Annotated in this window: 26 protein-coding genes, 1 tRNA gene and 5 pseudogenes; 19 read left to right on the top strand and 13 right to left on the bottom strand. The window is 65.4% G+C overall.

What is annotated here, in order from left to right; translation table 11 throughout:
- Positions 1–96: 96 nt before the first annotated feature.
- From K3U93_RS06315 to K3U93_RS24765, 7 genes and pseudogenes are all read left to right on the top strand, one after another.
- Entirely contained in the window at positions 97–276 is a 180-nt protein-coding gene (locus K3U93_RS06315) for an ATP-dependent acyl-CoA ligase (protein ID WP_139796884.1), read from the top strand.
- A gap of 932 nt (positions 277–1,208) precedes the next feature.
- The gene (locus K3U93_RS06310; protein ID WP_071512496.1) at positions 1,209–1,466 is read left to right on the top strand and encodes a hypothetical protein; all 258 of its coding nucleotides are present in this window, start codon (positions 1,209–1,211) and stop codon (positions 1,464–1,466) included.
- A gap of 346 nt (positions 1,467–1,812) precedes the next feature.
- Positions 1,813–2,403 carry a helix-turn-helix domain-containing protein gene (locus K3U93_RS06305; RefSeq protein ID WP_230981596.1) on the top strand — a complete coding sequence of 197 codons (591 nt, stop codon included), beginning with the start codon at positions 1,813–1,815 and terminating at the stop codon, positions 2,401–2,403.
- Positions 2,404–2,638: 235 nt separating this feature from the next.
- A complete protein-coding gene (locus tag K3U93_RS06300) occupies positions 2,639–2,821 on the top strand; it encodes a helix-turn-helix domain-containing protein (protein WP_230981595.1) in 183 nt (60 codons plus the stop codon).
- Positions 2,818–3,189 carry an Arm DNA-binding domain-containing protein gene (locus K3U93_RS24770; protein ID WP_230981594.1) on the top strand — a complete coding sequence of 124 codons (372 nt, stop codon included), beginning with the start codon at positions 2,818–2,820 and terminating at the stop codon, positions 3,187–3,189. The genes K3U93_RS06300 and K3U93_RS24770 overlap by 4 nt, the downstream gene beginning before the upstream one ends.
- Positions 3,190–3,220: 31 nt before the next feature.
- Positions 3,221–4,153: a tyrosine-type recombinase/integrase gene (locus tag K3U93_RS06290; RefSeq protein WP_230981593.1), complete on the top strand. Its 933-nt coding sequence runs from the start codon at positions 3,221–3,223 to the stop codon at positions 4,151–4,153.
- A gap of 143 nt (positions 4,154–4,296) precedes the next feature.
- Positions 4,297–4,434, top strand: a pseudogene (locus K3U93_RS24765) (transcriptional regulator); the annotation flags it as partial.
- Between the two features lie 33 nt (positions 4,435–4,467).
- Here K3U93_RS24765 and K3U93_RS06285 read toward each other — a convergent pair.
- The gene (locus K3U93_RS06285) at positions 4,468–4,920 is read right to left on the bottom strand and encodes a Fic family protein (RefSeq protein ID WP_230981592.1); all 453 of its coding nucleotides are present in this window, start codon (positions 4,918–4,920) and stop codon (positions 4,468–4,470) included.
- A gap of 536 nt (positions 4,921–5,456) precedes the next feature.
- On the opposite strand from K3U93_RS06285, the gene K3U93_RS25450 reads away from it, so the two are divergent.
- Positions 5,457–5,681: a helix-turn-helix domain-containing protein gene (locus tag K3U93_RS25450; protein ID WP_176219935.1), complete on the top strand. Its 225-nt coding sequence runs from the start codon at positions 5,457–5,459 to the stop codon at positions 5,679–5,681.
- Between the two features lie 144 nt (positions 5,682–5,825).
- Here K3U93_RS25450 and K3U93_RS06275 read toward each other — a convergent pair whose 3' ends face one another.
- Positions 5,826–6,347: a hypothetical protein gene (locus K3U93_RS06275; protein WP_139796883.1), complete on the bottom strand. Its 522-nt coding sequence runs from the start codon at positions 6,345–6,347 to the stop codon at positions 5,826–5,828.
- Between the two features lie 209 nt (positions 6,348–6,556).
- Between K3U93_RS06275 and K3U93_RS06270 the strand changes: the two genes are divergently transcribed.
- Positions 6,557–7,111 (top strand): hypothetical protein, encoded by a 555-nt coding sequence (locus K3U93_RS06270; protein ID WP_139796882.1) that lies wholly within the window; start codon positions 6,557–6,559, stop codon positions 7,109–7,111.
- Between the two features lie 124 nt (positions 7,112–7,235).
- On the opposite strand, the gene K3U93_RS06265 is transcribed toward K3U93_RS06270, so the two are convergent.
- On the bottom strand, positions 7,236–8,333 hold the full coding sequence (locus K3U93_RS06265; RefSeq protein ID WP_139796881.1) for a hypothetical protein: 1,098 nt from the start codon (positions 8,331–8,333) through the stop codon (positions 7,236–7,238).
- Positions 8,334–8,394: 61 nt separating this feature from the next.
- A complete protein-coding gene (locus tag K3U93_RS06260) occupies positions 8,395–10,128 on the bottom strand; it encodes a ThiF family adenylyltransferase (RefSeq protein ID WP_071512491.1) in 1,734 nt (577 codons plus the stop codon).
- Positions 10,129–10,442: 314 nt separating this feature from the next.
- Here K3U93_RS06260 and K3U93_RS06255 point away from each other — a divergent pair, with 314 nt between their 5' ends.
- Positions 10,443–11,351, top strand: coding sequence for an IS110 family transposase (locus K3U93_RS06255; RefSeq protein ID WP_434084837.1), 909 nt, complete (start codon positions 10,443–10,445; stop codon positions 11,349–11,351).
- Positions 11,352–11,362: 11 nt separating this feature from the next.
- Here the strand turns inward: K3U93_RS06255 and K3U93_RS06250 are convergent, their stop codons facing one another.
- Entirely contained in the window at positions 11,363–11,725 is a 363-nt protein-coding gene (locus tag K3U93_RS06250) for a hypothetical protein (protein ID WP_071512489.1), read from the bottom strand.
- Positions 11,726–11,735: 10 nt separating this feature from the next.
- On the bottom strand, positions 11,736–12,035 hold the full coding sequence (locus K3U93_RS06245; protein WP_071512488.1) for a hypothetical protein: 300 nt from the start codon (positions 12,033–12,035) through the stop codon (positions 11,736–11,738).
- 250 nt (positions 12,036–12,285) lie between these two features.
- On the opposite strand from K3U93_RS06245, the gene K3U93_RS06240 reads away from it, so the two are divergent.
- The 3 genes from K3U93_RS06240 (at position 12,286) to K3U93_RS06230 (ending at position 15,249) form a co-directional block, all read left to right on the top strand.
- Positions 12,286–13,398, top strand: coding sequence for a helix-turn-helix domain-containing protein (locus tag K3U93_RS06240; RefSeq protein WP_220688592.1), 1,113 nt, complete (start codon positions 12,286–12,288; stop codon positions 13,396–13,398).
- Between the two features lie 175 nt (positions 13,399–13,573).
- On the top strand, positions 13,574–14,233 hold the full coding sequence (locus K3U93_RS06235; protein ID WP_071512486.1) for a DUF6088 family protein: 660 nt from the start codon (positions 13,574–13,576) through the stop codon (positions 14,231–14,233).
- On the top strand, positions 14,230–15,249 hold the full coding sequence (locus K3U93_RS06230) for a nucleotidyl transferase AbiEii/AbiGii toxin family protein (protein ID WP_083010264.1): 1,020 nt from the start codon (positions 14,230–14,232) through the stop codon (positions 15,247–15,249). Before K3U93_RS06235 ends, K3U93_RS06230 begins: the two co-directional genes overlap by 4 nt.
- Positions 15,250–15,558: 309 nt before the next feature.
- Here the strand turns inward: K3U93_RS06230 and K3U93_RS06225 are convergent, their stop codons facing one another.
- Positions 15,559–15,708 carry a site-specific integrase gene (locus K3U93_RS06225; protein WP_176219934.1) on the bottom strand — a complete coding sequence of 50 codons (150 nt, stop codon included), beginning with the start codon at positions 15,706–15,708 and terminating at the stop codon, positions 15,559–15,561.
- A 56-nt stretch (positions 15,709–15,764) separates the two neighbouring features.
- On the opposite strand from K3U93_RS06225, the pseudogene K3U93_RS06220 reads away from it, so the two are divergent.
- Positions 15,765–15,935, top strand: a pseudogene (locus K3U93_RS06220) (type II toxin-antitoxin system RelE/ParE family toxin); the annotation flags it as partial.
- Positions 15,932–16,171: pseudogene (locus K3U93_RS06215) on the top strand (helix-turn-helix domain-containing protein); the annotation flags it as partial. The pseudogenes K3U93_RS06220 and K3U93_RS06215, both read left to right, overlap by 4 nt.
- Positions 16,172–16,386: 215 nt before the next feature.
- Here the strand turns inward: K3U93_RS06215 and K3U93_RS06210 are convergent.
- Positions 16,387–16,463 (bottom strand) — tRNA-Met (locus tag K3U93_RS06210).
- A 198-nt stretch (positions 16,464–16,661) separates the two neighbouring features.
- Between K3U93_RS06210 and K3U93_RS06205 the strand changes: the two are divergent.
- Positions 16,662–16,812: pseudogene (locus tag K3U93_RS06205) on the top strand (TIGR03617 family F420-dependent LLM class oxidoreductase); the annotation flags it as partial.
- A 113-nt stretch (positions 16,813–16,925) separates the two neighbouring features.
- Here the strand turns inward: K3U93_RS06205 and K3U93_RS06200 are convergent.
- Positions 16,926–19,922, bottom strand: a complete 2,997-nt coding sequence (locus K3U93_RS06200; RefSeq protein WP_071512482.1) for a UPF0182 family protein — start codon at positions 19,920–19,922, stop codon at positions 16,926–16,928.
- 145 nt (positions 19,923–20,067) lie between these two features.
- A complete protein-coding gene (locus K3U93_RS06195) occupies positions 20,068–21,090 on the bottom strand; it encodes a YlbL family protein (RefSeq protein WP_071512481.1) in 1,023 nt (340 codons plus the stop codon).
- A 78-nt stretch (positions 21,091–21,168) separates the two neighbouring features.
- Between K3U93_RS06195 and K3U93_RS06190 the strand changes: the two genes are divergently transcribed.
- Complete coding sequence (locus K3U93_RS06190) at positions 21,169–22,539, top strand: zinc-dependent metalloprotease (protein ID WP_176219933.1); 1,371 nt, start codon at positions 21,169–21,171, stop codon at positions 22,537–22,539.
- Positions 22,540–22,577: 38 nt separating this feature from the next.
- Complete coding sequence (locus tag K3U93_RS06185; RefSeq protein ID WP_071512479.1) at positions 22,578–23,456, top strand: cyclodehydratase; 879 nt, start codon at positions 22,578–22,580, stop codon at positions 23,454–23,456.
- A gap of 19 nt (positions 23,457–23,475) precedes the next feature.
- On the opposite strand, the gene K3U93_RS06180 is transcribed toward K3U93_RS06185, so the two are convergent.
- The gene (locus tag K3U93_RS06180; protein ID WP_176219932.1) at positions 23,476–23,649 is read right to left on the bottom strand and encodes a hypothetical protein; all 174 of its coding nucleotides are present in this window, start codon (positions 23,647–23,649) and stop codon (positions 23,476–23,478) included.
- Between the two features lie 134 nt (positions 23,650–23,783).
- Between K3U93_RS06180 and K3U93_RS06175 the strand changes: the two genes are divergently transcribed.
- Entirely contained in the window at positions 23,784–25,127 is a 1,344-nt protein-coding gene (locus K3U93_RS06175; RefSeq protein ID WP_071512478.1) for a macrolide-binding ATPase MABP-1, read from the top strand.
- Here K3U93_RS06175 and K3U93_RS06170 read toward each other — a convergent pair.
- Together K3U93_RS06170 and K3U93_RS06165 are read right to left on the bottom strand one after the other, a co-directional pair.
- Positions 25,124–25,459, bottom strand: a complete 336-nt coding sequence (locus tag K3U93_RS06170; RefSeq protein ID WP_083010263.1) for a WhiB family transcriptional regulator — start codon at positions 25,457–25,459, stop codon at positions 25,124–25,126. The genes K3U93_RS06175 and K3U93_RS06170 overlap by 4 nt on opposite strands.
- Positions 25,456–25,714 (bottom strand): annotated as a pseudogene (locus K3U93_RS06165) (hypothetical protein); the annotation flags it as partial. The gene K3U93_RS06170 and the pseudogene K3U93_RS06165, both read right to left, overlap by 4 nt.
- Positions 25,715–25,784 lie beyond the last annotated feature (70 nt).

The raw sequence follows: 25,784 nt of genomic DNA, 5'->3' as shown, positions 1-25,784 counted from the left end.
GCGCCCGACGCATCCTGTTCCGAGAGTGCCCAAATATTCGCCTACAGACTGTCGCGACATTCGTGCAGGTTCGTGCAGGTCGATAGACTGGAGTCCGTGGCTAGCTTCCCCGATGTCCCATCCGACCCCGCCGTGGTCGTCCTCGACCCCCATGAGGAGATCACGCCGGAGTCTTTCGTCGCATGGCTTGATCGTCGTCAAGCCGGGGAACCGATTGATCCAGGGGTGCGGGCAGCTGACACCCTCCCCGACACGCGCACCGCTGGCGAGGTGTGAACCCGGTCGTCATCGATGCCTCCGCTGGCGTCGAGCTGGCCGCCGATACGCTTCGCGGGCGAGCTCTGCGAGCGCTGTTCCCGGCCGACGCGGTGCCATGGGTGCCGGAACTGTTCTTCGTGGAGTGTGGAGCGGTGCTGCGAAGATTGGACTTGAACCGAATCCTGACACCCGCGCAGATCAAATCATGCCATCGACGCGCTGACGGGCTGGCCCTTGCGCGTCACCGAGGTACGCGGGTTGTTCGCCGACGCGTGGCGGTTACGGGCAAACGTCACATTCGGTGACGCGGTGTACGTGGCGCTCGCCAAGCACATTGGTGCCGACCTGCTTTCTGACGATGGCCGATTAGCCAACGCTCCCGGCCTGCCAGTCCGGGTGCTGCGCCTCCCCTAACGTCGAGGCTGTCCGGTCCGCTTGACCGCCGAAGACTCGACAGGGCCATCGAGCGAGATCAATGACTCCACCGACTGGCGGGTGAGTGCGGTGCGGCCGCGCCTCTCTGGTTCGTTTCGAGCCCGCCAACGGCATCGTCAAGCTGCGGGCCGCCTCACCGATGATCGGGCACCCGTTGGCCGACCCGCGACGCCGTCCCCGAGGTACCCGGATGACGTAGTTTCGGCCCGCCGCGCACGCATAGCCAGCGATGGCGAGCCGCATGGTCCTTACATGCGCTAACTTCACTGCATCACCGAACATCAGACCTCTTGCACTCAGGTCACGTAACGTCAGCGCAATTTCGTCCGTATTTAATTAAGGAGGCCTCCCTTATAGTCGTTCTCATGCCAGCTAAACGGTGTCCTCGGTGCGGCGCAGAGATACCAAGTAGCGCTTGGCCGCCGAAGCCCGGACGCCCGTCGATGTGGTGCTCACAGCAATGCTGGCGAGCCGCTTATGAAGAGCGCCGCGCAGCGAGGAACGGCGCCGTAGCGGTGCGGGTCGAGGTCGTCGAGAAGCCCATCGACCGAATCGTGGAACGCGTCCGGATCGAGACAAAACAGGTTCAATCCAGCCCGGCCGAGGCCGCGCAGATCGTGCTGAAATCGCCCCGCGCGTGCCGCACCGTGTTGGAGTCCCTGGCCGCCGAAGCGAACTTGGGGCGGCTCAATACCGCCGCGCACGCGCCAACGCTTCGGGCGGCTCAGCGTTTGCTGGCGTCACTTAGACGCGCACGACTCATTGATGGCTAAAACCGCGGCCCGTTGACGCGATCTGCGTCAATGTAGCGCCCAGGACCCAATTGCCTGCGCCCAGCACAGTCGGAGCACCGATCCGCCGCCATCCATCGACGTACGCATCGCAACAAGGTAATGCCGTTGCGATGCAGGGTGTTTCGCGATGTTTCACTTCGCTCCGCGAATCATCGGTAATCACATGCGCTGCAGTTAGATTCGATCAAACGAAATTCGCGTGACCGTCGCGCAGCGCCGTTAGCCGTGGTTACCGTTTACCTATGGAACGACGCGAGACGGATCGCCGTAGCGCGCAGCGCGCTGAAACGGGCGTCGGTAAGCCGTCTTTTGTCGGAGCGTCGGAATGAGCTGGGAAGCACTCGCGTGGGCGAAGGACTTGGACATCAGCAACCCGGTCGCCAAGTTCATCCTCGTCCTACTGGCAAATAAGGCGGATGAAGACTTCTCCTGCTATCCCTCAATCCGCACTCTAATGGCTGAATCCGGCGCCGGCAGAAGCACCGTCTTGCGCGCGCTGAGCTATCTAGAAACGCAGGCCTTCATGACCCGGCGTCCGCAATTCCACGACTCCGGGGCTCGCCGTTCAACCCGCTATTACCTGAATCACCCTCGAACACAACATCTTCCACCCGGTCCCGATCCGGGACCCCCAGTCCCAATACAGGACAGGGGCCGTCCCACAGCCAGACGGGGGCGGTGTCAAATCGACACCCCACGGGGGTCCCAGATCGGGACCCTTGAATCCATCAACCGAATCACCATCCGATCCGGACGACGCCGCGACACTGATCCTGGGGACAGTGATCGATTCATGGAAGCTGGGGACCCGCAACGCGAACAGTCTCTTCCCGGCCATCAAGTCCGCACTGGCGCGCGGTTGGCTTGCCTCAGACCTCACGGACCATCTGATCCGAAACCCGAATGGGGCGCGTGATCCGGTTCGAGTGCTGGCCCAGCGACTCAACAATGCCTGGCCGGTGCCAGACCCGCCCATGACAGCAGTGCCTTGGTGTGGTGAATGCGAGGACGCGCATTCTCGCACAATCACGGTCACTGAGCCCGACGGAACCGAAGCCGCGCGCTTTTGTCCACAATGCAGCCCGCAAGTCCACAGGGCATGCCCCTCCGAAGAAATACCCGTCCAACATATGGAAAGGTGTTGAATTACCTTGGAGAGCAACGTGTTCAATGACCTTCCCCTACTGCTGGCCGTGCCCCACGCCGCGCAGCTGCTGGGAATCAGTCGGACCGCCGCTTATCGGTTGGTAGCCTCCGACGAACTACCCGTTCGTCGGCTCGGCGGCCGCATTTACGTCGTGACCGCAGGACTGCGCGAACTGGTGGCATCGTGAAAGGCACGGTGCACCAGCGCGGTTCGTCCTGGTACTACAAATTCCGCCTGCCCGAGCGCGACCCGTCTACCGGCCGGTATCCCTGGATCAGCAAGGGCGGCTTCGACACTGAGCGCGAGGCATGGAAAGCCTGCCGAGATGCCATGCGCGACGCCGACCGCGGTCGCATCGTCAAGCCGTCCACCCGCACGATGGCACAGTTCCTCACCGAGTGGCTCGCCGCGGTCGAACCGGCGCTCGACGCCACGACGTGGCGGAGTTGGAGCGACTACGCCCGCACATACGTCATCCCCCACATCGGTGCCGAGCGCTTGCAACGACTCGACGAGGCCCCAGCTACTAAAGCTCTACGCCAAGCTGCTCACTGAGGGCCGCGTCAAGCGCGACAACGACTCTGTGATGTACGCACACTGGTCGGAGCGCAACGCCGCTGGCGCCCCGCCCACACCACGCCAGCTATCGGAGGCGTGCAACACGACGATCCACGCGGCACGCACGCCTGTGCGGCGCTATCGGGTCGGCATTGTGCCCAAACCGATTCCGCCGGGCCTGGCACCCAAGACCGTCCGCAACGTCCACGCCTTCCTGCACCGGGCACTGGTCGACGCGGTGGCCTGGAAGTACATCACCGACAACCCCGCGAGCAATGTCAGGCCGCCGCGTCGGCCACGAACGCGCCGCACGGTGTGGAAGCCGGAGGAAATTCGGACATTCCTCGCGTCGATCCGCGAAGACCGGTTCGCGGCGCTATTCCTGTTGGAACTCACGACCGGGATTCGGCGCGGCCAGGTGTGCGGTTTGAAGTGGTCCGACGTCGACCTGGACGCTGGCATGATCACCGTGCACGACAATCGCATGGTGGTCGGCGGCCGAGCACTGGACAAGGCCGGCGGCAAAACCCGCAACGCTGACCAGACGATCTCCATCGACCGCACCACCGTGGCGGCGCTGCGCCGTTGGCGCCAGCTCCAAGACAGCGAACGCGAATTCTTTGGCAACGCCTACCATCCGGGCGGCTATTTGTTCACCTACCAGGACGGCCGGCCGCCGCACGCCGACACGATCCGCCAACGCTTCGACAGGCTGGCGGCCGCGGCGGGCCTGTCGCGCATCACCTTTCACGATCTGCGCCACTCCTACGCCACCGGCGCGCTGCGGGCCGGCATCAGCCCAAAGGTGATCGGCGAGCGGATCGGCCACGCCAACGTCGGGTTCTTCTTGGAGACGTACGCCCATGTGCTGGGCAACGACGATCGGGAGGCAGCGGAGCAGGCCGCCGAATTTCTGCTCGGCGATGCGTGGGGGTCGGACGATGAGAACGGTCTTGACTGACGCACCGCCCGCGAGCGAGACATTGACTACAATTCGGAGGCTCCGCGAATTCAGAGGTTCCGCGGGCACCGGAAGGCTTCTATCGCGGAGTATTTCGGTCCCCTGCAACCTGGCAAACGATCGCGAACTGGCGAGGGAGGTGAGTGGCCGTGGCTCGGAGTTGGCGTGAAGTTCGGGCGGATGCCGTTGCGCAGGGTCGACTCGATCCGCTGCGTGCAGAGGCCGCGCGCCAGAGGATGCACACTGCCGCTCGCGCCTACCGACTCGCGGAGATCCGCAAGTAGCACACGCGGGCGCCGGCCAGTCGCGCGTGTTCAAGGACCGATTGCCCGGACAGTGATGAAATCCGCGAGCTCACGAACGTCACGATGTCCGTCGTACTCCCGTAGCAGCGCGACGTATCGCTTCTTGTCGACGTTCCAGTCGTACTGCAGGACTTGGTCTGAGTCCTGAGCAGCGGTAAAGACGAGGTCCGCAAGCAGACGGGTGACGCGACCATTCCCATCAGTGAACGGGTGGATTCGCACCGTTTCGGCGTGCACAGCGATACCGAGTTCGCGGGAAGTCCAGTCCGTCGTGTGCTGCCATCGGTAGCGGATCGTGTCCAGTGAGTTGCGCAGATCGACGGCGACCTGCTCGGGCGCAACCCCAATATTGAGCTCGCGACGTCGCCACGCGCCCCCAGGTCCATATCTGGCTGTAGAGGCGAGCATGCAGGTCGCGAAGAAAATGATCTTGGAGTAGCTCGTCCAACCCGAGGGCGCCATCGAGCACAGCGGTCAGGAGCTCGTCAGCGACCTGTTCCTGCACGCCCTACTCAAGGTCATACACCGCAGCCTTGGTGATGGGTTTCCCAAACAGCTCCGCAATGCGCGGCAGCAATACCTCAAGCTCGTCGTCAGGAAGCGGAGTTTCTCCGTATCCCGGCGTGAGGGACATATCAGGGCCGTGGCTGTCGCTCAGCCAGAAATCGCTTTACGGCAGCTGACCGGACATAGCCGGCCGGAACCGTGCGGTCTTCGAGCTTCGCCGAGGCCTTGGTGGATCGCACCGCGATCTGCTTCACGACGGCCTTTGTCACAGAATGACGCGGCACAACCAACACCTCCCTACCGGCGATCTCAAAGGCCCATGCTACCGCCGGAGGGGCACACAGAATCCATCCAGCGATGCAGTCGTCACCGACGCTAATGTTCCCAAAAGTGTTCCCAGAGGGCATGAAAATGGCCGCCAGGCTGCTGCCTGAAGGCCATTTCCGCTGGTAGCCCTGAGTCAGTTTATTCCGAACATAAAGTTGACCAGTGTGCAAGACGATGTTTCTGTGACAAATGGGACGTCACGATACGTTTCCCCACCCCGAAGGCGCCGACGGGTCACAGCCCAACTGCGGGATGTTGTAGTTACGGCCTATGAGTCAGGGCAGACCAGTCGGCAAGTTGCTGAAGAGTTCGCACTCGGTCGGACGACCGTCCTGAAGATACTGAAGGCTGCCGGGGTGATGGTGCGGCCGCAGGGACGGAAGTATTAAGCCAAATGAAAACGCCCTTGCTGACGTTCCCATCAAGCAAGGGCGAGTGGTACCGGAGAGCCAAGGGTTGTAACCCACGACTCTCCGGCACAAATAAAGCTCATTCCCTGAAGGCGACGATGAGGCCATCGGCAGTTCCTCCGGTCAGCTGCCATTGCCAGGCAACGCTGCGACCGCGGCCTCGAGGAGCGCCACGCTCGCGACAAGGGTCTGCTGGACACCTGCGGCATGATCGGCCAGCTTGACCGCTGCGGCGACCACTGCCGAGTGCTCATCGACTTGGGTCTTCAGGTCTTGAAGCGCAGAGCGTAGTGTCGCGCCATCGCCGGAAGAAGGACCGACAGTGGCCACCTGGCTCCCGGCCCCGGCAGCCGCCTCGATACTTGTGGACTGTTCAGGCGGATGACTCAAAGGGTCGGTAGCGAAACGCTCGCGGTACTGCTCGAGCACCTGACGGGTGGCATGAAGTTTCGGGTTGGCCCTGCAGAATCCGAGGAGGTGACGCCAGGTGTACATTGCATCACCGCTGGGCGCCTGGACTGTCGCAAGCGGCGCTTGCTCGCGCGCGGCCCAGTTCGCCAGCGTTGTCGACGCGACCCCGGACTGCTTCGCCATCGCCGAGCGGGTCAATAGTTCGTCGAGCCGGTCTGGGACCAGATCGTTCACCGACCAAGGCTCGCACAGTTTCACGACACGTTCCAAGAAATATCGCACAGTTGTGCAAATGTGTGAGTATGTGTGATGTGACCGGTCTTCCCCTTGCCGACCACCCGATCTGGTGGCGTGACCCAGTTACACCCACGCATGTGGGCGTTGGCGGGCTGCATCTTGTCCCTGGCGGAGCCCTAGCATCCGGTACGCGAGCCGACGCGGTGATGGCGCTCGACACCCATGAGGCCAAGCGGCGCGGAGACGAATCCCTAGAGTCGGTCCCCTCGCTCGCGATGCTCGACGTGCTCTTGGGCCTGCCCCTGGGATGCCCAATCGACGTCGAGGACCTGACTGAGCATGAAGTACGGATGCTCAGGACAGCGCCGCACGGATGTGTCGAATTCACCGACACCACGGTCACCCGACGACTACAGGTTCCGACGACGGTCGTCGCCGCGGTAGTACGCGGGACGCGTTGGCGCACATCGCTGCTGCGTGCCGCAGCGTTCTCGGCGTTCACACAACGGATCGTCGCACTGAAATCTCCCCCGAGAGCTGCGGCCGTTCTGGAGGCGCAGGTCGTTGGAGTTGGCATCTGGGTCGAGAGGGAGGCGGGCAGCTTCGAGGAGCTCCTCGCGCCCGAGCCATTTATCCCCAGGTACTTCAAAGCCGCCGGCTGGCGGTTCGCCGAGAACGCTTACAAGGCTGCAACAGAAGCACGCACGCTTTCGCACGACCACACGCTGGGCCGAGCTTCAGCACGCTGCTATTGCTGCTGAGGTGACCACCGGCGCCGAGCACTCAGGCCGACCAGCAGGATGACACTCAGCTGAAAGCTGGGAAGACCGTCTTCGACCTTTGGAGGCGTAGACATCGACCAAGGCACAAGGCGGCCTCGGGCTCCTACTTCCAGGCGCCGGCTCGGCTCATAGACCGCATCTGGGGGTCGTCGAGCTCGAGGAACTTGTGCAGGCCACGGTTGAGGACCATGTCGCCCAGCGGGTTGAGTTGCATGTGGCGGGCGTGCGCCTCGAGCCGGACTTCGCGCAGGTAGGCCGCCCGCGCCTCGGGGGCATATGCAACCAGGCTGGCGATGTGCGCTGTGGTCTGGTGAAGGTTGTGGCCAATGATCACGGCCTTGTCGGCGGAGGTCGTGTCGAAGACATCCAGCGGACGGGCGCAGGTTGCGCAGCGCGGGGAGCGCGAGTTGGCGTACCAGTCGGCGTAAATCATCGGGCTGCGCAGCTCGAGGAGCTCCTCGAGGAACAGGCCGGGCAGGTAGCCCACAGAGTTCGGCCCGCCGCCTTTGTCACCGGGCCGTCGGGGCATCCGTCGTGCGCTGGATGCCCCGACCCCGGCCCAGCTCGCGCCGCTGGCGAGCGCGTCGGCGGCCATGAGAGGGTCGACGTGATCGACCTCACTGCCAGGATGCTCGCCCAGGACCTGACGCAGACCTTCGATGCGCTGGTACTCCGCGATCGGATCCTTCTTGTCGGCGAAGATGAACGAGAACTTCCTTCCCTGGTGCGCCGACAGGTCGTCGAGGAAGTCGTCACGGCGGGCAGCCTCGAGCACCGCGGCCTCGATCGCAAGCCGTGTGATGATGTTCGGCGGCAGGTCCGCAGTTTGCTCCAGCAGCGCCTGCCGAGCCGGACGGTCGGAGGCGCGAAGGAACTTCGACGGGGTGTAACCGTCGACGGGTCCGCCGACCGGGAAATACTGCTCACACCATCCGGCGATCCCGAAAAGGTTGTCGACGTCTGCGAGGGGTTTGTCCGCGGTCGCGTCGCCGTGCCGCCATGCGCCGGGGTCCGCGCGGACACGCAGGCGCGGCATCCGGCGGACCAGGTCGAGGGCCAGTGGCAGCGCCCGGTCGTCACTGACGACAAGGGTCTGCCCGGTTCGGTTGCAGTGCTCCGCGGAGACCTCGAGCTCGTTGCACAGGCTCTTCTCGGACGCAACGAACCCTACTGGGGGTACGTCGACCGATACCTGGCTCATGATCCCATCATCCATGTCGACCCCTACATCTACCGTTTGACACGCCTAGAGCGCCCGTCATTTAGTGGGTGCTTGACTTGCCGTCGCACGCGCCGTATACGTCCATCGACTCGATCGGTCGGGCAGCGGCGCGAGCGGCTGCTGCCGCGCGATGCCGGCCGGTGACGTCGACGCCAGCGGCGTCACCGCGACCTTGGAGCTGGGTCGGGAACGGGCAGCCGGCCCGGCAGCCGTCGACGTCGCGCTCGGTAGTGGCCGTTGTCCAGTGGGTCAACGTTGCGCCGACGTCGTGGATCTTCGAGGGCCCGAGGACCGCGCGGAGTAGCTCGAGTACCTCCGCGGCAGCGCAGGCCATCGAAAAGACGAAGACGTTCTCACCCCGGCGCAGGTGGTGGTGGGCGGGCAGCGATGCGATGTAGGTCGGGTCGTCGAGCAACCCAGCCCGCTCCATCCCGACCTCGCCCGGATCGTACTGGCCCAGGCACTCCATGCACTCGCGGTTCGGGCCTACCAGGTGGGCGCGCCACTCGGCGCCGATCAGCCGGAACGGCGCCGCCGCGGTAGCCATGCCCTGGTCGCCGGCTCGTACGTCGACGGCGACCCCGCCGTCGACGACCGGGATGAGGTGGGCGTAGGCGGCCACGTTCAGTGCGAACCGGGGCCACGGGCGATCGACGCAGGAGAACAGGACGTCGCAATCGAGCGCGCGCAGCCACCCTTGCTGCTCAATCACGGAGTCATCGAAGCCGTGTACGACGGCGTCTGGGGTGACGGTGTGCGTGCGGAGCAGGTCGACGAGCACGCCGACCTTGGACTTGCCGATGTCGGCCTCGGTTGCGTGCAGAAGGCGGTCGAGGTTGTGTTCCTCGACGAGATCGAAGTCGAAGATGTCGACGTGGATGAAGCCGGTACGCACCAGCGACTCTGCGACCAGCTGGGCGACCGAGCCGCCTCCGATGACACCGATACGCAGCCGGATGAGGTCGTCGTGGGCGCGCTTGCCCCACGACTGGACGGTCCGCTGGGAGCGACGGGTCGGCGCCGGCACCGGGACGAGGGAGTCGTTGTAGCTGGCCTTGATCTGCTCGCCGACGACTCTGACCGTGGTCGCCTGCTCGTCGACCCACGCCGTCTGGGCAGCGGCTGCTGGACGCTCGGATCCGGAGAAAGGGCGGTACCAGCGCCGAGCGGAGTAGGTGCGGTCGTGGCCGGCGAGGGTGAGGCCGACCAAGGGCAGACCGGTGATCAGTTGGGTCGCGCCGGCGTGACCGGACTCGGCGGCGTAGTCATCTCGGGACATCCCTTGCCATCCCTTGCAGCCGGGGTGGCTGTGGAGGAACGCGAGCCCTAGATCACGCTCAGCCGCCAGCCCGGCTGCGCGTAGGAAGTAGTCCCCCAAGAACGATGCGTTGCCGTGCAGGTGCCGCTCCCCATCTTGCGGGTACACGAGGTCCACCAGGATGGCGGTCGTGCGAGTCATGCCGGTTGACGGCTGGTAGAGCGCGAAGATCAGGTCCTCCTGACCATCCGTGCGTAGGAGATGCGCAGCGAGAGCGTCATCGCTGTCGCTGGTCATCGCCACGCTGAACGTCGCCGCGCCAGCGCACATCCCGGCGTCTGCCACCTCGGACGAGGTGACCTGAACATCTCCCCCGCCGAGGATCCGGATCCAGAACCTGCGCACGCTGGTGAGCAGCCGCCGTAGCGGATATGCAGGATGCGGGCCACGACGGGGCACCGCCTCCCCTGCCCGCGCTCGGAGGGAGGAGACGGTGATGGTGGCCGCGGTGCTCACTGGACTACCTTCCTGAGGTCATCGCTTCTGGATGAAGCGTTGATGCACCCGAGGTGCCACCAGGTCACTGCCCTGCTCGCTTGACGCGGTTGATGTCCAGCATGAGATCTGCAGGCCCTGGTGGTTGCCCGGGGCGTGTCGACCGTCGATAGGGCTGAGCGCCAACGCCGCGTCTGGCTGCGAGCGCCGATCAGTGAGCGGACCGGCAACCACGTCCCGGCACCAGCGGCACCACAGATGGGTGCCTCCCCACTGGGTCTAGCAGCGAGGAGGCTGACGTGAAGTCAGCCAGCAATACCCCGACCGATACCACCCTGCCGCAGGAGCCGCCGGGCGGTGTGACCGCCGGTCTGGACTGGGCCCGCGACGACCATGCGGTCAGCGTCGTCGATGACCGGGGCCGCGAACTCGACCGGGTCACGATGCCCCATAGCGCGCCCGGACTGCGGGATCTCATCGCTTTCCTGCGCCGCCATGGAGTGGGTGAGGTCGCCATCGAACGTCCCGACGGGCCAGTCGTCGACGCCCTGCTGCTCGCCGGTCTGGCCGTGGTGGTGATCTCGCCGAATCAGGTCAAGAACCTGCGCGGCCGCTACGGCTCGGCCGGCAACAAGGACGACCGGTTCGACGCCTTCGTGCTCGCCGACACCTTGCGCACCGACCGCGCCCGGCTGCGGGCGCTGATCCCCGACACCGACGCCACCGTCGCCCTGCGGCGCGCCTGCCGCGCCCGCAAGGACTTGGTCAATCACCGTGTGGCCGTTGCCAATCAGCTGCGCGCGCACCTGCGCAACGTGCTGCCTGCCGCCGTGGGATTGTTCAAAGACATCGACTCCGCGATCAGCCTGGCGTTCCTGACCCGGTTCGACACCCAGGACAAGATCGACTGGCTGACCCCCAAACGGCTCGGCGACTGGCTCGCCAAGCAGGGCTACTCCGGCAAGGTCGACCCCGCCGTGCTGCACCACCGCATCCTTGACGCTGCCCCCGGCGCAACCGGTTCCCACGGCAGCACCCAGGCCCACATCACCCTGGTCAACCCCTGGGCCGCCGACCTCTACGACAGAGCCCGAACCCGCGGGCACGACCACCCCCACGCCGTACGCATCCTCGCCCGCGCCTGGCTGCACATCATCTGGCACTGCTGGCAAGACAACCTCGCCTACGCCCCCGACAAACACCGCGCACTCCAACGAATCCTCACCCAAAACGAGGCGGCTTGACATAGGGCTTCTCATGCGGCCGCATCCACGAACTGTGCGAAGAGTCCGCGCAGGTGGGCGAGGTACTCCTCGAGCGTCCTGGAGCCTTCCGCCCACCGGGGGTGCGGACGCGACCAGTAGATGGAGTTGTCGCCGAGCGGGCTTGCGTGGTGGGCGTTATCTCCTGGGTGGTGGATCCGCGGCGTGATATGCGGGCCACTGGGCGGGTTGATCGGCCAGTCTGGCGCCTGGAGGCCGACCTGGACCTCTTCACCTGCGTGGGCTCCGACCGGGACCACGTACCCGAAGACGACGAACTCCACGCCGTTGGCGTTCATCACGGTCGGGTCGCACCCGGCTGCCCGAAGGTCTGCGATGAGCTGCTCGTGTCCCATGACATCCGCCTCAGCTGACGGGCGTGCCGCCGGTCGAGACAGTGATGAACTGCTCACCCTCGTGGACCTTGAGCTCGACATCGGGGTCGGGGTACGGCGTCTGGTGTTTGCCCTGGACCTTCACCAGCTGACGCTGGGTCGGGTCCAGGCCGGCCAGTACCAGCACCTCGCGCGGAGTCGTGTCCTTCGGAGCCAGAACCTGGTCGTCGTCGACGATGACGGTGACCTTCTTCTCGGGCTTCCCGGGGTGGTTAGCCCCGTTGTTGCCGGCCTTGGTCTTGTCGATCTCGTTGTCTTGCGTCAGACTCATGACATCTCCTTTGCTCTGTACAATCTTAGGCGCAGATCTACTTTAGATACACGCAATAATATCTTGTCAGGGTTTAAAAATCTGCGCAAGTGTGGTCCGGTGCGGCATCCGCCGGTGGGCCGCACCCGTGTGGGAAAGTGGGCCGTGTTCCAGCAGGAGACTCTTTTTCAGCCGTCCGCCACTCCCTTGCCGTCCTGGGCGAGGTGTGCATTCAAAGAAGGTGAGGCGAGTTGTGCCTGACGAGCCCAGCGTGGTCGTGACCGACGAGGCGGTCGAGGCTTCGCGGCTGTTCTCCGCATACCGGCTGCAGGTGGCCAGGCAGGCGCGGGGCTACACCAAGAGCGACTTGAGCAAACGGCTCGAGATGTCGGCCGCGGCGCTTTCGCAGTTCGAACTAGGTCAGAACAGACCGAGCCCGGCGACAATCGAGCGGTTGTCCTCCGTGCTGAACTTCTCACCGAGCTTCTTCTCGACCGGCACGGTGCTGTCGGTGGCCGACCAGGCTGACGACGAGCTCGTAGACAGCTACGGGCATTTCCGTTCGCTGCGCTCGGTAACCGCAACCCGACGCCGGCAGGTCCTCACTGTCGCGCACCTGCTTCGCGACGTGACGGCGTTCTTGGAGACGCAGGCGAAGCTGCCGACGCTTGATGTGCCGCGTCATGATGCCGAGAGCCCCGAGGACATCGCCTTGGTCGCTGCACGGGTGCGAGCTGAACTCGGAGCCCACGCTGCAGGCCCGATCGAGGATGTCCTTCGCCTCCTTGAGAAGCGAGGCATCGTGTGCGCTCGCTACCCGATGGACGCCGCAGACGTGTCCGCGTTCAGCGTGCCGATGGAGCGCCGCACGTTCTTGGTGCTTAAACAGCAGCGAGAGGCCAAGCGCGACCGCGACCGCTTCAGCTCATGCCACGAACTTGGTCACATGGTCATGCACAAGCCTGGTCAGGCGCTGGCGTCAAAGAGCCTGGAACGACAGGCTGACGTCTTCGCCTCCGAATTCCTGATGCCGACAGAGAGCATCCGCGAGGAGCTCCCATCTAAGGTCGACTGGCCGCGACTCCTTCAGCTGAAACAACGCTGGGGCGTGTCGATGGCAGCACTGCTCTACCGATCCAAGAGCCTGGGCATCATGTCTGAGACGACCTATGTCCAAGCGGTGCGGACTATGAACGTCCGGGGCTGGCGCAAGAACGAGCCGGGCACCGTCACTGCAGTCGAAGCGCCGGCACTGCTCAGTGCAGCGTTGTCGGTCACCGACCTCACTGTGGCTGACGTGAGCGCAGCCACCGGATGGCCCGAGGAAATGGTCTCCCAGCTCTTCGCCGAATCGACCGACGCCAGGCCCTCCGTCCAACTCTGACCCGGCCGGAGGGCCGGCAGGCGCAATCGTTTGACCCAACCACTCTCCTTAGCAGGCTGGAACTCTTACCAGGCTGGAACTCGCGCTCTTGAGCCTGCGGCTGCCAAGTGCTGCTTGTGCTTTAGATTTACGCACACAACTTGCATTTGTCAGAAGTAGAGGTACAGTTTCTGACATGAGTAACGTGCGAAACCAAAGTGAAGCGGCTGAAGCAACCGTCGCCGAGCGTGTGCGCACCCATATCTCTCGCATGTCGCCTGGCGAGCCCTTCAGCGTACGAGAGTTACTGAGCCAGGGACCGCGCGCGTCGGTTGACCAGGCTCTGTCCCGCATGGCTCGCGGCGGCGAGATCGAGCGGGTCGCGCGGGGCTTCTACGCGCGTCCGCTAGTCAACGAGAAGCTTGGGCGGACCGTCCCGGTGGAGCCAGAGAAGGTGGTTGCCGCCATCGCCCGCACCGCGGGCGCACGGGTGAATGTTCACGGCGCCGAGGCCGCACGACGGTTCGGTCTCACCACCCAGGTGCCGATGCGGCAGGTGTACACAACCTCTGGTCGGAGCCGACGCGTCCAGCTCCGCACCGGTGATGTGACCTTGGTTCACAGGGCGCAGAGTCAGATGGGGTTGGCCGGCACGCCGGCGGGCGAGGCGCTGAGTGCCTTGTTGTACCTGGGCAAGAACGAAGTCACCCCGGAGATCATTGACCAAGTCCGAAGTTCTCTGGGCGAGAAGGAGTTCGCTCGCCTCCGGGCCGCCGCCGCTACAACGGCCATGCCTGCTTGGCTTTCCGACGGTCTGTACGAGGCCGCCGGCACCCAGCCTGCTCTTACCGCATGAGCGAAGTGGCCGCGCTGCCAACCTTTCTCACTCTCCCGCCACAGGACCAGCGTGATGCGTACTTGATCGCTTCCGAAGAGCTCAACCGGTCGGCCACGGTCTTGGAGAAGGACGTGTGGGTCTGCTGGACCCTGGGCGCGTTGTTCCGCTGCCCTGGCATGCCAGCGATGGCGTTCAAAGGTGGCACGTCACTCTCCAAGATCTTCAACGCCATCTCGCGGTTCTCCGAAGACATCGATGTGACCATGGACCACAACGGGCTAGCACCCGGCCTGGACCCGTATGAGCCGAAGAGCGGCAAACAACGCGGCCACGACGACGAGACGCTCCGAAGACTCATGTGCGAACGCTCAATCGACGTGCTGGTTCCACACCTTCGCGGGCTCATGGCCGAGGTGGGCCTATCCGAGGACATGCTCCTAACAGAGAAGGACGGCGAGGTGCTGACCGTCCATTACCCACACCTCGTGGAGGATCGGAACCCGTACTACCGCGAGAGCGTCAAGATCGAGTTCGGCGGACGCAACATGATCGAGCCGAATGAGACCCATACCGTCGTCCCCTACATGGCCGCCACGTTCAGCAACTTTGCATTCCCCGTCTGCGAGGTTTCGGTTCTCTCACCGATGCGCACCTTCTGGGAGAAGGTGACCCTCGCGCATGCCGAGAGCAACCGGCCCGAGTTTAGGAACGCAGAGCGCACCTCAAGACACTGGCACGACCTCGCCGTCCTCGCGGAGCACGAGATCGGACGCGCAGCGCTCCTCGATGTCGAGCTCCTCCGGGATGTCGTGCGAGTGAAGGAACGCTTCTTCAGGTCAAGCACTACCCAGTATGACCGTTGCCTCAGCGGTGAGGCCAAACTGTTGCCTGGTGAAGCCGGACTGTCGCTCCTCCGTGCCGACTATCAGAAGATGCTCGACGCGGAGATGCTCGACGATCCCTTGCCCTTCGACGAGCTGGTCGAGCGGGTGCGAGCTCTGCAGGATGCGATCAACACAGTCACCACTACCTAGGCGTAAGCAGCTCTCGAATACGGAGACACATCCCGAGTCCGGTTGACGATCCGAGTTCTTGGCTCAACATCATCGCGAACGCTTCCATCGGTCGGATGTAGCAGGTGACGATGACGGTGAGGTCCTGTGCCGGGCCCGGGCAGCGATGCGGTCGAGCAGTATCCCGGCCAGCGCAGCGGTGGTGCGTGTCCGGCGCGCAGCGAGTTGGGCGATGATCCGGGTGCCGTCAAAGCCGGCGGTTTCGGCTCGGGCACGGAGCATCCGGGCCACGACGTGACCCGACAACGGTACGAGGCTGACTGAACTGGCTCAGATCCGGGTGAACAGGGCTCCGAGTGTCTTGTCTCGCACCGTGCTCCAGGCGACGAGCGCGGCGAAGGGGTCGGTCTCGGCAAAGGTGCCGTGGGCGATGCCGACGACCTGGTCGCTGCCTTTCTGATCTACCTTGGACCTCCGCAAGGTGAGCAACAGTTCAAGCGGGTTTGGTCTCGACGTCGGCGAGAGTGATGACGACGGAATTGCGGCCCACAGGCTCCAGTATCCGGATTCTGATTATCTTCGACCCGCAACGACAGGCGATCCTGCTGCTCGGCGGCGATAAGGCCGGGAGCTGGAAAGCTTGGTATGACAGGAAGATTCCGGTCACCGACCGGCGATACGAGGACTGGCTGGCGGAGAGTGAATGACGATGGCACGCAACTGGAGTGAGATCCGGGCCGACGCCGTGGCTCAGGGCCGCTTCGACCCGGCGCGCAACGAGAATCACGACGCCGTCCAGGCACAGGGACTCACTGACATCCGTAAGGCGCATGGTCACGCTCGGCAGCCTGACGTCGCCGCGTTCATGGGAGTGTCTCAGGCGCGGGTGTCGAAGCTGGAAAGTGGCGACCTTTCGCATACCGAACTCGGGACGCTGCAGTCGTCAGGGTTCCCTGGCCATTGACATCCACGGGGACAGCTTCTCCGCGAGCGGTGGTAGCGCTCAGCTCATTCTTCGGTAGAGACCGCACGTGAAGCGGTGACGGTTCTGCTCCCAATCCGTCCAAAAATATTACTTAGCATTGCGAATGTTCCCAAAAGTGTTCCCAGCAGGCATGAAAATGGCCCCCGGAGAGATCTCCGAGGGGCCATTTCCGCTGGTAGCGGGGACAGGATTCGAACCTGCGACCTCTGGGTTATGAGCCCAGCGAGCTACCGAGCTGCTCCACCCCGCGTTGGTAAATGACAGATTACCGAACGCGCGTCTCGGCGGCCAAATCGCGCGCTGACCAGGCTCTTTGTCACCAGGACTAGCCCATTCAGTGGGGCGGGGCACACCGGAAAGCCTTGATCCGCTCGGTAGTCCGCTCGCCCGAGCAGGCCGGCGTGACGCCGGCGAAGTGGACGCGCGGATTTCGGCATACTGTTCGGCCATGCACGTCGACGTGATGATGATCCCGCAAGCGCTCAACAAGGTCGGTGACCTGGCCCGTCGAACGCAGGCCGCGGGGTTTTCCGGTCTGCTGATCACCCGAGACCGGCCGCACGGCGTATCTCAACACCGCTTTCGCCTCGCAGGCCGCGAGGTCGCCCGCCGCATGATGACTGCGTAAGCACGCCGCGAGGGTGCGCAGAATGCCACCGATTACGGCGTGTCGGTGTACAAACACGCACGCTCGCGGCAAAAAGCGCCCCACCTACTTGGCGTTGTTGTACTTGGTGATTGCGTCGTCGAGGCGCTGCAGCGCCGCGCCGTAGGCCGCGAAATCGCCTTTCTTTTGAGCATCTTTCGCCGCGCCGATCGCCGCCTGGATCTCCTGCAGGGCGGCGGCCTTGGCCGGGGACAACGTGACCGACCCGTCCGGAGCGGGCGGCAGGGCCGACGGTGGGGCCACCGGGGCCGGCACCGGCGATCCCGGTGCCGCGGCGGGCGCCGGTGGGTTCGCGGGCCGCTTGGGGGGTACACCGGCCTCGGTGGGCTCTATCCCCGTGGCGGCCGCACCGGCGCCGGGACCGAACAACCCGGTGAGCGCGTCGCCCACCGTGGGGCCGTAGCCGATCTTGTCGTTGTACATCATCGCCACCCGGATCAGCCGCGGGTACGACGAGGCGGCGTCGCTGGCGCCCGGGGAGGCATAGACGGGTTCGACGTAGAGCAGCCCACCCTGGGCCACCGGCAGGGTGAGCAAGTTGCCCCACCGGATGCGGTTTTGGTTGTCGCGACCGATCACACCGAGGTCCTGGGACACCGCCGGGTCGGTGGTGATCGCGTTGTTGGCCAGCTTCGGACCGTTGACCTGGCCCGGGATGGTCAGCACGGTGATCTTGCCGTACGTCGCCGGATCGGAGCTGGCGCTGATGTAGGCGGCCAGATAGTCACGCTTGAACCTGTTCATCGCGCTCGTCAGCTGGTACGAGGACGAATTGTCGTTCTTCGCAATGTTTTTCGCGACGATGTAATAGGGCGGCTGATAGCTGCTGGCCGTGGGATTCGGATCCAGCGGCACATCCCAGAAATCGGAGGTGGAGAAGAACGTCACGGGATCGTTGACGTGGTATTTGGCCAGCAGCATCCGCTGCACCTTGAACAGGTCTTCGGGATAGCGCAGATGTTCGGCGAGCTCGGGCGTGATGTCGCCCTTGGGCTTGACCGTGCCGGGGAAGACCCGCATCCAGGCTTTGAGCACCGGGTCCTGCTCGTCCTGCTGGTAGAGCGTGACGGTGCCGTCGTAGGCGTCCACCGTGGCCTTCACCGAATTGCGGATGTAGGAGACCTGCTTGTCGGGGGCCAGCTTGTTGAACGCCACCTCGTTGGAGTCGGCGGTGGCCGATTCCAGCGAGGTGAGCTCGGAGTACGGGTAGTTGTCCAATGTGGTGTAGCCGTCGATGATCCACACCAGTCGCTTGTTGACGATCGCCGGGTACACGGCGCTGTCGGTGGTCAGCCACGGCGCCACCGCCTCGACCCGACGCGCCGGATCGCGGTTGAACAAGATCTTGCTGTTGGAACCAATAACATTGGAGAACAAGAAGTTTCGCTCAGCGAACTTGGCGGCGAACACGCTGCGGGATATCCAGCTACCGATCGGGACTCCCCCGAGCCCGGTGTAGGTGTAGTTCTTGGTTTCGGCACTGGTCTCGTAGTCGTATTCCCGGTCGGCGCCGTTGCGTCCGACGATCGCGTAGTCGGCGGACGTGTTGGAGATGACGGGTCCGTAGTAGATGCGCGGCTGGTCCAGCGGCGCCGGTCCGTCGGATACCACGCTGCCGTTGGCGCCGACGACATTGACCAAAAACTCTGGGTAGCCACCGTTTTGGTTGGGATCGTTGGCGATGCCACGCACCGTGTTGGCCGGCGATGCGATGAATCCGTTGCCGTGGGTGTAGACGGTGTGCCGGTTGATCCAGTCACGCTGGTTGTCGATCAGCCGGTCGGGGTTGAGCTCACGGGCCGCGACGACGTAGTCGCGCAACGCGGCGTTGCGGTCGAGGTAGCGGTCGATCGAGAGCTGGTCGGGAAAATAGTAGAAGTTCTTGCCCTGCTGGAACTGGGTGAATGCCGGGCTGACGATCGTCGGGTCGAGCAGCCGGATGTTCGAGGTGGTCGCGCGGTCGGCCGCGACCTGCTGGGCCGTGGCCTGGCCGTCGCCGGTGTAATTGCGATAGGTGACCACGTCGGACGTCAGCCCATACGCTTGCCGTGTCGCGGTGATGCTGCGGCCGATGTATTCGCTTTCCTTTTGCGCCGCATTGGGTTTGACGCTGATCTGCTCCACGATCAACGGCCAGCCGGCACCCACGATCAACGACGACAGCAGCAACAAGACCAGGCCGATGGCCGGAATCCGCAAGTCCCGCAGGGCGATCGCGGAGAAAACCGCGGCGGCACAGATCAGCGCGATCGCCATCAGGATCAGCTTCGCCGGCAGCACGGCGTTGATGTCGGTGTACCCGGCACCGGTGAACGGCTTGCCGCCGCGGGTGTGCGACAGCAGCTCGTAGCGGTCCAGCCAATAGGCAACGGCCTTGAGCAGCACCAGCAGGCCGACCAGGGAGACCAGCTGGATCCGCGTCGAGCGGCTCAGCGCGCCGGTGCGGCCGGACAGCCGAATGCCGCCGAAGATGTAGTGCGCCAACAGGTTTGCCACGAAGGCCAGGAACACCGCCACGAACACGTAGCTGAGCAGCAGCCGGTAGAACGGTAGGTCGAACGCGTAGAAGCCGAGGTCCTTGCCGAACTGAGGGTCCTTGACGCCGAAGTCCCCACCATGCAAAAACAGCTGAACCCGCACCCAGTAGCTCTGCGCGATGACGCCGGCCAGCAAGCCGATCGCCGCCGGGATTCCAATGCCCACCAGCCGCAGGCGTGAAACGACGACGGCGCGGTACCGCGCCACCGGGTCGTTGTTGTTGCTCGGGACGAATACCGGGCGGGTGCGGTAGGCCAACGCAAGGCCGGCGAACACGATGCCGCCGACCAGCAGACCGGCGACCAGGAAGACCACGATGCGGGTAACCAGCACGGTGGTGAACACCGAGCGGTAGCCGAGCTCACCGAACCACAGCCAGTCGACGTAGGCGTCGATCAGTCGCGGACCGGCGAGCAGCAAAACGATCACGCCCAGTGCGATCAGGATCAGAATCCGGCTACGCCGAGTCAGCTTCGGCATCCTTGCGGTGGGCCGCATCCCCACTGGCTACGCTCCCTGATCGATTTGGCTGGCGCCGGCTTCGCCGGACGCCGTTCTGCCGGCCGGTTGCCGGCAGGCTGCCGTTGGTCGCCACAGATTTTTCCGGACGGTCACAACTGTACGCACCTCACGCCGCGATACGTGCCGGCTAGCAACTGGGCGCCTGACCCCCCGAAGTGATCGCGTGCAGCGCGTCCACCGTCTGGCTGAGGGTCTCGACCTTCACCAACCGCAAGCCGGTCGGATTGTCCGAGGCCGCCTCGTAGCAGTTCTTGGCGGGCACCAGAAAGACCGTGGCACCGGCCGCGTGGGCGGCGACCATCTTGTGGGTGATGCCGCCGATCTGGCCCACCTTGCCGTCGACGGAGATGGTGCCGGTGCCCGCGATGAACTTCGACCCGGCCAAGTCACCGGTGGTGAGCTTGTCGACGACCGCCAGGCTGAACATCAGCCCGGCAGACGGCCCGCCGACGTTGGCGAGGTTGAAGTCGACGGTGAACGGCGCCCACGGCGCGTCGAGCACCGCGACACCCATGAAGCCGTAGTCGCGGTCTTTGTTGGCGCCCAGCGTGATTTGCGCCACGCCGGCGGGCTCGTTTTTGCGCCGAAAGTCGATGATCACCGCCTGACCGGGTTTGGTGTTCTTCAGCAGTCCGGTGAACTGCCCGACGTTGATCACCGGGGTGCCGTTGACCGCGTCGATCGCATCGCCGGCCTTCAGCTTGCCCGCCGACGGACCCGGATCGGTGACCGTCGCGACCGTCACCGCCGGCGAGTACTTCAGATATCCCAGCGCGGCATAGGCGGCGCTGTCCTCGGACTGCTTGAAATCGGCGTCGTTGGCCTTGTCGACGTCCTCCCGTGACTTGCCCGGCGGGTAGACGAGGTCGCGCGGTATCAGCTGCTCCTGTCCCGAGAGCCACAGCGTCAGCGCTTCGCCCAGGGTCAGGTCGTCGCGCTGGGACACCGTCGTCATGTTGAGGTGACCCGTCGTCGGGTGGGTCAGGGCGCCTTCGATCTCGACCACCTGCTTGCCGTCGACCTCACCGAGCGTGTCGAAGGTCGGGCCGGGGCCCAGCGACACAAACGGCACCGTCACCACCGCGAGCAGCACGCCGAAAACCACAATCGGCACCAGCGCGACGATCAAGGTCAGAATCCGCCTGTTCACGCCGATTACACTAGACGGACCCCGCTCAGGCTCGTTTAGCTACGAGCGTGACCGGGGACCGCGCGTCCCGGTCCGGCGGTGAGTACCGTTGAGGGTATGGCTGACCTGCCTTTCGGCTTCTCCTCCGGAGACGACCCTGAGAAACACGGGAAGAAAGATCCCGATCCCGGCTCGGGCGCGTCCGACCCCCTGGGCGCTTTCGGCATAGGCGGGGATTTCGGCGTGGGCGATCTGGGGCAGATCTTCACCCAGCTGGGCCAGATGTTCAGCAGCGCGGGCACCGTCATGGCCGGCGGCAAAACGTCGGGACCGGTCAACTACGAATTGGCACGACGGGTCGCGTCCAGCTCGATCGGGTTTGTCGCGCCGGTTCCCGCCACGACGAACAAGGCGATCGCCGACGCGGTCCACCTGGCCGAAACCTGGCTCGACGGGGCGACGGCGCTGCCGGCGGGCACCACCAAGGCGGTGGGTTGGACCCCCGCCGACTGGGTCGACAACACCTTGGAGACCTGGAAGCGGCTGTGCGATCCGATGGCCGAGCAGATCTCGGCGGTGTGGGCGTCGTCGTTGCCCGAAGAGGCCAAGAGCATGGCCGGCCCCCTGCTGGCGATGATGTCCCAGATGGGCGGCATGGCCTTCGGCTCGCAGCTGGGCCAGGCGCTGGGACGCCTGTCCCGGGAGGTGCTGACCTCCACCGACATCGGCCTGCCGCTGGGGCCCAAGGGGGTGGCCGCGATCCTGCCGGACGCCGTCGAGTCGTTCGCCGCCGGACTCGAGCAGCCGCGCAGCGAGATCCTGACGTTCCTGGCCGCCCGCGAGGCCGCGCACCATCGGCTGTTCAGCCACGTGCCGTGGCTGTCCAGTCAATTGCTCGGCGCGGTGGAGGCCTACGCCAAGGGCATGAAGATCGACATGACCGGCATCGAGGAGCTGGCCCGCGACTTCAATCCGGCGTCGCTGTCTGACCCGGCGGCCATCGAAAACCTGCTCGGCCAGGGGGTTTTCGAGCCGAAGGCGACGCCCGCGCAGAAGCAGGCGCTGGAACGGCTCGAGACGCTGCTGGCGTTGATCGACGGCTGGGTGCAGGTGGTGGTGACCGCGGCGCTGGGCGACCGGATTCCGGGCGCGGCCGCGCTCGGCGAGACGCTGCGCCGCCGCCGGGCCAGCGGCGGCCCGGCCGAGCAGACCTTCGCGACGCTGGTGGGCCTCGAGCTGCGGCCCCGCAAGCTGCGGGAAGCCGCCGCGCTGTGGGACCGGCTGACCCAGGCCGCCGGCGCCGACGCGCGCGACGCCATCTGGCAACACCCGGATCTGCTGCCCGGCGCGGACGACCTCGACGAGCCGGCCGGCTTCATCGACCGCATCATCGGCGGGGACACCAGCGGCATCGACGAGGCGATCGCCAAACTCGAGGACTCCGACACCGACGGTCCTGTGGATAACTGAGCGCGGCGTGTGCCGCCGGCGTGGCACAGTCTCGACCCATGACTCAGGCCATGTCGGGGGCCGCGCTTTCCCTGTATGCGCTGGACCCGGCGATGCCGGTCCTGCTGCGGCCCGACGGCGTTGTCCAAATCGGCTGGGATCCCCGCCGCGCCGTGCTGGTCCGTCCACCGTGCGGCCTGCCCGCCGCCGGGCTGGCCATGCTGCTGCGGTCCATGCGATCACCGACGCCGATATCCGAGTTGCGGCGGCAGGCCGTCGACCGCGGGCTGAAGGACGTGGACGGCCTGACCAACCTCGTCGCGCAACTGGTCACCGCGGGTGTCGCGACCGAATGCCGGCAGTCCCGCGGCCGGGCGGCGTCGATCCGCATCCACGGCCGGGGGCCGCTGTCGGAGCTGCTCGTGCAGGCGTTGCGCTGCTCGGGGGCCCGCGTCGCGCACAGCAGCCAGCCACATGCCACCGTGTCGCCCGCCGCCGTGGATCTGGTGGTGCTGTCGGACTACCTCGTGGCCGACCCGCGCATGGTGCGCGACCTGCACCGCCAGGGCGTCGCGCACCTTCCGGTCCGGGTGCGCGACGGCACCGGCCTGGTCGGCCCGCTGGTCATCCCCGGAGTGACCAGCTGTTTGGGGTGCGCGGACCTGCACCGCAGCGACCGCGACGCCGCATGGCCGGCCATCGCCGCCCAGCTGCGCGACACCGTCGGGGTGGCCGACCGGGCCACCCTGCTGGCGACCGCGGCCCTGGCGCTCAGCCAGGTGAACCGGGTGATCGCGGCGGTGCGCGGGCAGCAGGCGGTGCCCGATCCGGCGCCGCCCCCGGCGCTCAACGCCACGTTGGAGTTCGACCTCAACGCCGGCTCCATCGTCGCGCGCCAGTGGACCAGGCACCCACTGTGCGCACTGTGCTCGTGCTGACGCGGATGCGCCCCGCTGGCTATCCCAGCCGTCCCTGGTCGGGGACGCTCGCCGCCACCGACGCATACGCCCGGGCGAGTTCCTCCAGAATCGCCGCGGTCAAGGTGCCCTCGTTGCGGCTCTTGTCCAGCGTTTCGATGATCGCCCTGAACAAGGCGTCGGCCGCATCGTGCTGCGTTTGCTTTGCTGCCATGACTTTTCTCCTACCACCCTTCGGATGCGCGTTTCGGGAGTCGCGGGACGACAACATGCAAGGACAACCTATGGCTCGACGCCTTGCCCTGGCATTAGTTGTCGCCAGATCGACACCACGGGGAGCTGGCCGTCATGGATGATGGACGTGTGGCGGACATCAAACGCGGCCGTGCTGCGCGCAACGCGAAGCTGGCCACCATTCCGGTCGGCTTTGCCGGCCGGGCGGCGCTTGGCTTCGGGAAACGACTGACCGGTAAGTCGAAAGACGAAGTCCAGGCCGAGTTGATGGAAAAGGCCGCCAACCAGTTGTTCACCGTCCTGGGTGAGCTCAAGGGTGGAGCGATGAAGGTGGGCCAGGCCCTGTCCGTGATGGAGGCCGCCATTCCGGAGGAGTTCGGCGAGCCCTACCGCGAAGCGTTGACCAAGCTGCAGAAGGACGCGCCGCCGCTGCCCGCCCCCAAGGTGCACCGGGTGCTCGACGCGCAACTGGGCACCAAGTGGCGCGACCGGTTCAGTTCGTTCGACGACACCCCCGTCGCCTCGGCCAGCATCGGCCAAGTGCACAGGGCGGTGTGGTCCGACGGCCGCGAGGTGGCCGTCAAGATCCAGTACCCCGGCGCCGACGAAGCGCTGCGCGCCGACCTCAAGACCATGCAGCGGATGGTCGGGGTGCTCAAGCAGCTTTCTCCGGGAGCCGACGTCCAGGGCGTGGTCGACGAACTGGTCGCGCGCACCGAGATGGAACTCGACTACCGGCTGGAGGCCGACAACCAGCGGGCGTTCGCCAAGGCATATCAGGGCCACCCACACTTCGCGGTGCCGCACGTCGTGGCCAGCGCGCCCAAGGTGGTGGTCCAGGAGTGGATCGAGGGCATACCGATGGCGGAGATCATCCGCCACGGCACCCCCGAGCAGCGCGACCTGATCGGCACCCGGCTGCTCGAGCTCACCTTCGACGCGCCGCGCCGGCTGGGGATGCTGCACGGCGACGCCCACCCGGGGAATTTCATGCTGCTGCCCGACGACCGGATGGGCGTCATCGACTTCGGCGCCGTGGCGCCGCTACCGGGCGGCTTTCCCATAGAGCTGGGCATGACGATCAGGCTGGCCCGCGACAAGAACTACGACCTGTTGTTGCCGACGATGGAGAAGGTCGGCTTCATCCAGAAGGGCCGGCAGGTGTCGGTGCGCGACATCGACGAGATGCTGCGCCAGTACGTCGAGCCCATCGAGGTCGAGGTCTTCCACTACACCCGCAAATGGCTGCAGAGGATGACCGTCAGCCAGATAGACCGGTCGGTGTCGCAGATCAGGACGGCCCGGCAGATGGACCTGCCGCCCAAGCTCGCGATACCGATGCGCGTCATCGCGTCGGTGGCCGCGATCCTGTGCCAGCTGGATGCGCATGTGCCGATCAAGGCGCTGTCGGAAGAACTGATCCCGGGTTTCACCGAGCCCGACACGGCGGTCGTCTAGGCCCGAGTGCCCGAGAGTGCAACCACCGACGCGGTCTCCCGGAAAATGCGTCGGCCGTTGCACTTTCGCGGCCTAACTTCTTTACGGGGACGTCCGCGCGGACGCTTGTGGCCCACGATCGAACCGCGCTCGAAGATCTCACCGCCCCACACACCCCAGGGTTCGGCCCGCTCCAGCGCCGCCGCCAAACACTGCCGGCGGACCGGGCAGCCCACACAGAGCGTCTTGGCGCGCTCGAGGTCGGCCGGCGCGTCGGCGAACCACAGGTCGGGATCGCCGGCATGACACGGCAACACCGGCGGCATCGGTCTGGGGACTGGCGGTGCCGACATGTCCTGTTCACCTGCTTCCTGGTCGGGTGGCTGTCCTGTTGCGATCCGGACCAGGTTTGGCAGGCTGTCGACCCTAAAACTGTGGCCACGGATCCTTGTGACTTCGGGTCCGTGGCCATCTGGGGAGAAGGGGGCTGGTTAGGTATGGCCCCGATCCACGGACGCGTCAGTCGCGGCGGCGGTGTGGGCGGCATGGGAGGTAACCGCGGTCGACACCGCGGCGGCCACGCCCGCACCCAACGCGTTGGTGAACATCGTGGCAACCCTCCTCTCAGCCGGCAGCGGAATGCGGTTTCGAGGGTAAACGGTGACGGCCGGTGGCCAC

It is taken from the genome of Mycobacterium malmoense, from assembly GCF_019645855.1.
GTDB classification, from domain to species: domain Bacteria; phylum Actinomycetota; class Actinomycetes; order Mycobacteriales; family Mycobacteriaceae; genus Mycobacterium; species Mycobacterium malmoense.
The sequence above is the reverse complement of the archived record's forward strand: the minus strand, read 5'-3'. Positions and strand labels throughout refer to the sequence as shown.

Coding starts and splice junctions, on each gene's coding strand:
- K3U93_RS06245 (WP_071512488.1), bottom strand. CDS start 12,035: ATGAGTCTGACGCAAGACAACGAGATCGACAAGACCAAGGCCGGCAAC.
- K3U93_RS06305 (WP_230981596.1), top strand. CDS start 1,813: ATGAGCTGGGAAGCACTCGCGTGGGCGAAGGACTTGGACATCAGCAAC.
- K3U93_RS06175 (WP_071512478.1), top strand. CDS start 23,784: ATGGATGATGGACGTGTGGCGGACATCAAACGCGGCCGTGCTGCGCGC.
- K3U93_RS06290 (WP_230981593.1), top strand. CDS start 3,221: ATGTACGCACACTGGTCGGAGCGCAACGCCGCTGGCGCCCCGCCCACA.
- K3U93_RS06180 (WP_176219932.1), bottom strand. CDS start 23,649: ATGGCAGCAAAGCAAACGCAGCACGATGCGGCCGACGCCTTGTTCAGG.
- K3U93_RS06265 (WP_139796881.1), bottom strand. CDS start 8,333: ATGAGCCAGGTATCGGTCGACGTACCCCCAGTAGGGTTCGTTGCGTCC.
- K3U93_RS06270 (WP_139796882.1), top strand. CDS start 6,557: ATGGCGCTCGACACCCATGAGGCCAAGCGGCGCGGAGACGAATCCCTA.
- K3U93_RS06170 (WP_083010263.1), bottom strand. CDS start 25,459: ATGTCGGCACCGCCAGTCCCCAGACCGATGCCGCCGGTGTTGCCGTGT.
- K3U93_RS06185 (WP_071512479.1), top strand. CDS start 22,578: ATGACTCAGGCCATGTCGGGGGCCGCGCTTTCCCTGTATGCGCTGGAC.
- K3U93_RS06235 (WP_071512486.1), top strand. CDS start 13,574: ATGAGTAACGTGCGAAACCAAAGTGAAGCGGCTGAAGCAACCGTCGCC.
- K3U93_RS06250 (WP_071512489.1), bottom strand. CDS start 11,725: ATGGGACACGAGCAGCTCATCGCAGACCTTCGGGCAGCCGGGTGCGAC.
- K3U93_RS06230 (WP_083010264.1), top strand. CDS start 14,230: ATGAGCGAAGTGGCCGCGCTGCCAACCTTTCTCACTCTCCCGCCACAG.
- K3U93_RS06285 (WP_230981592.1), bottom strand. CDS start 4,920: ATGGCGCCCTCGGGTTGGACGAGCTACTCCAAGATCATTTTCTTCGCG.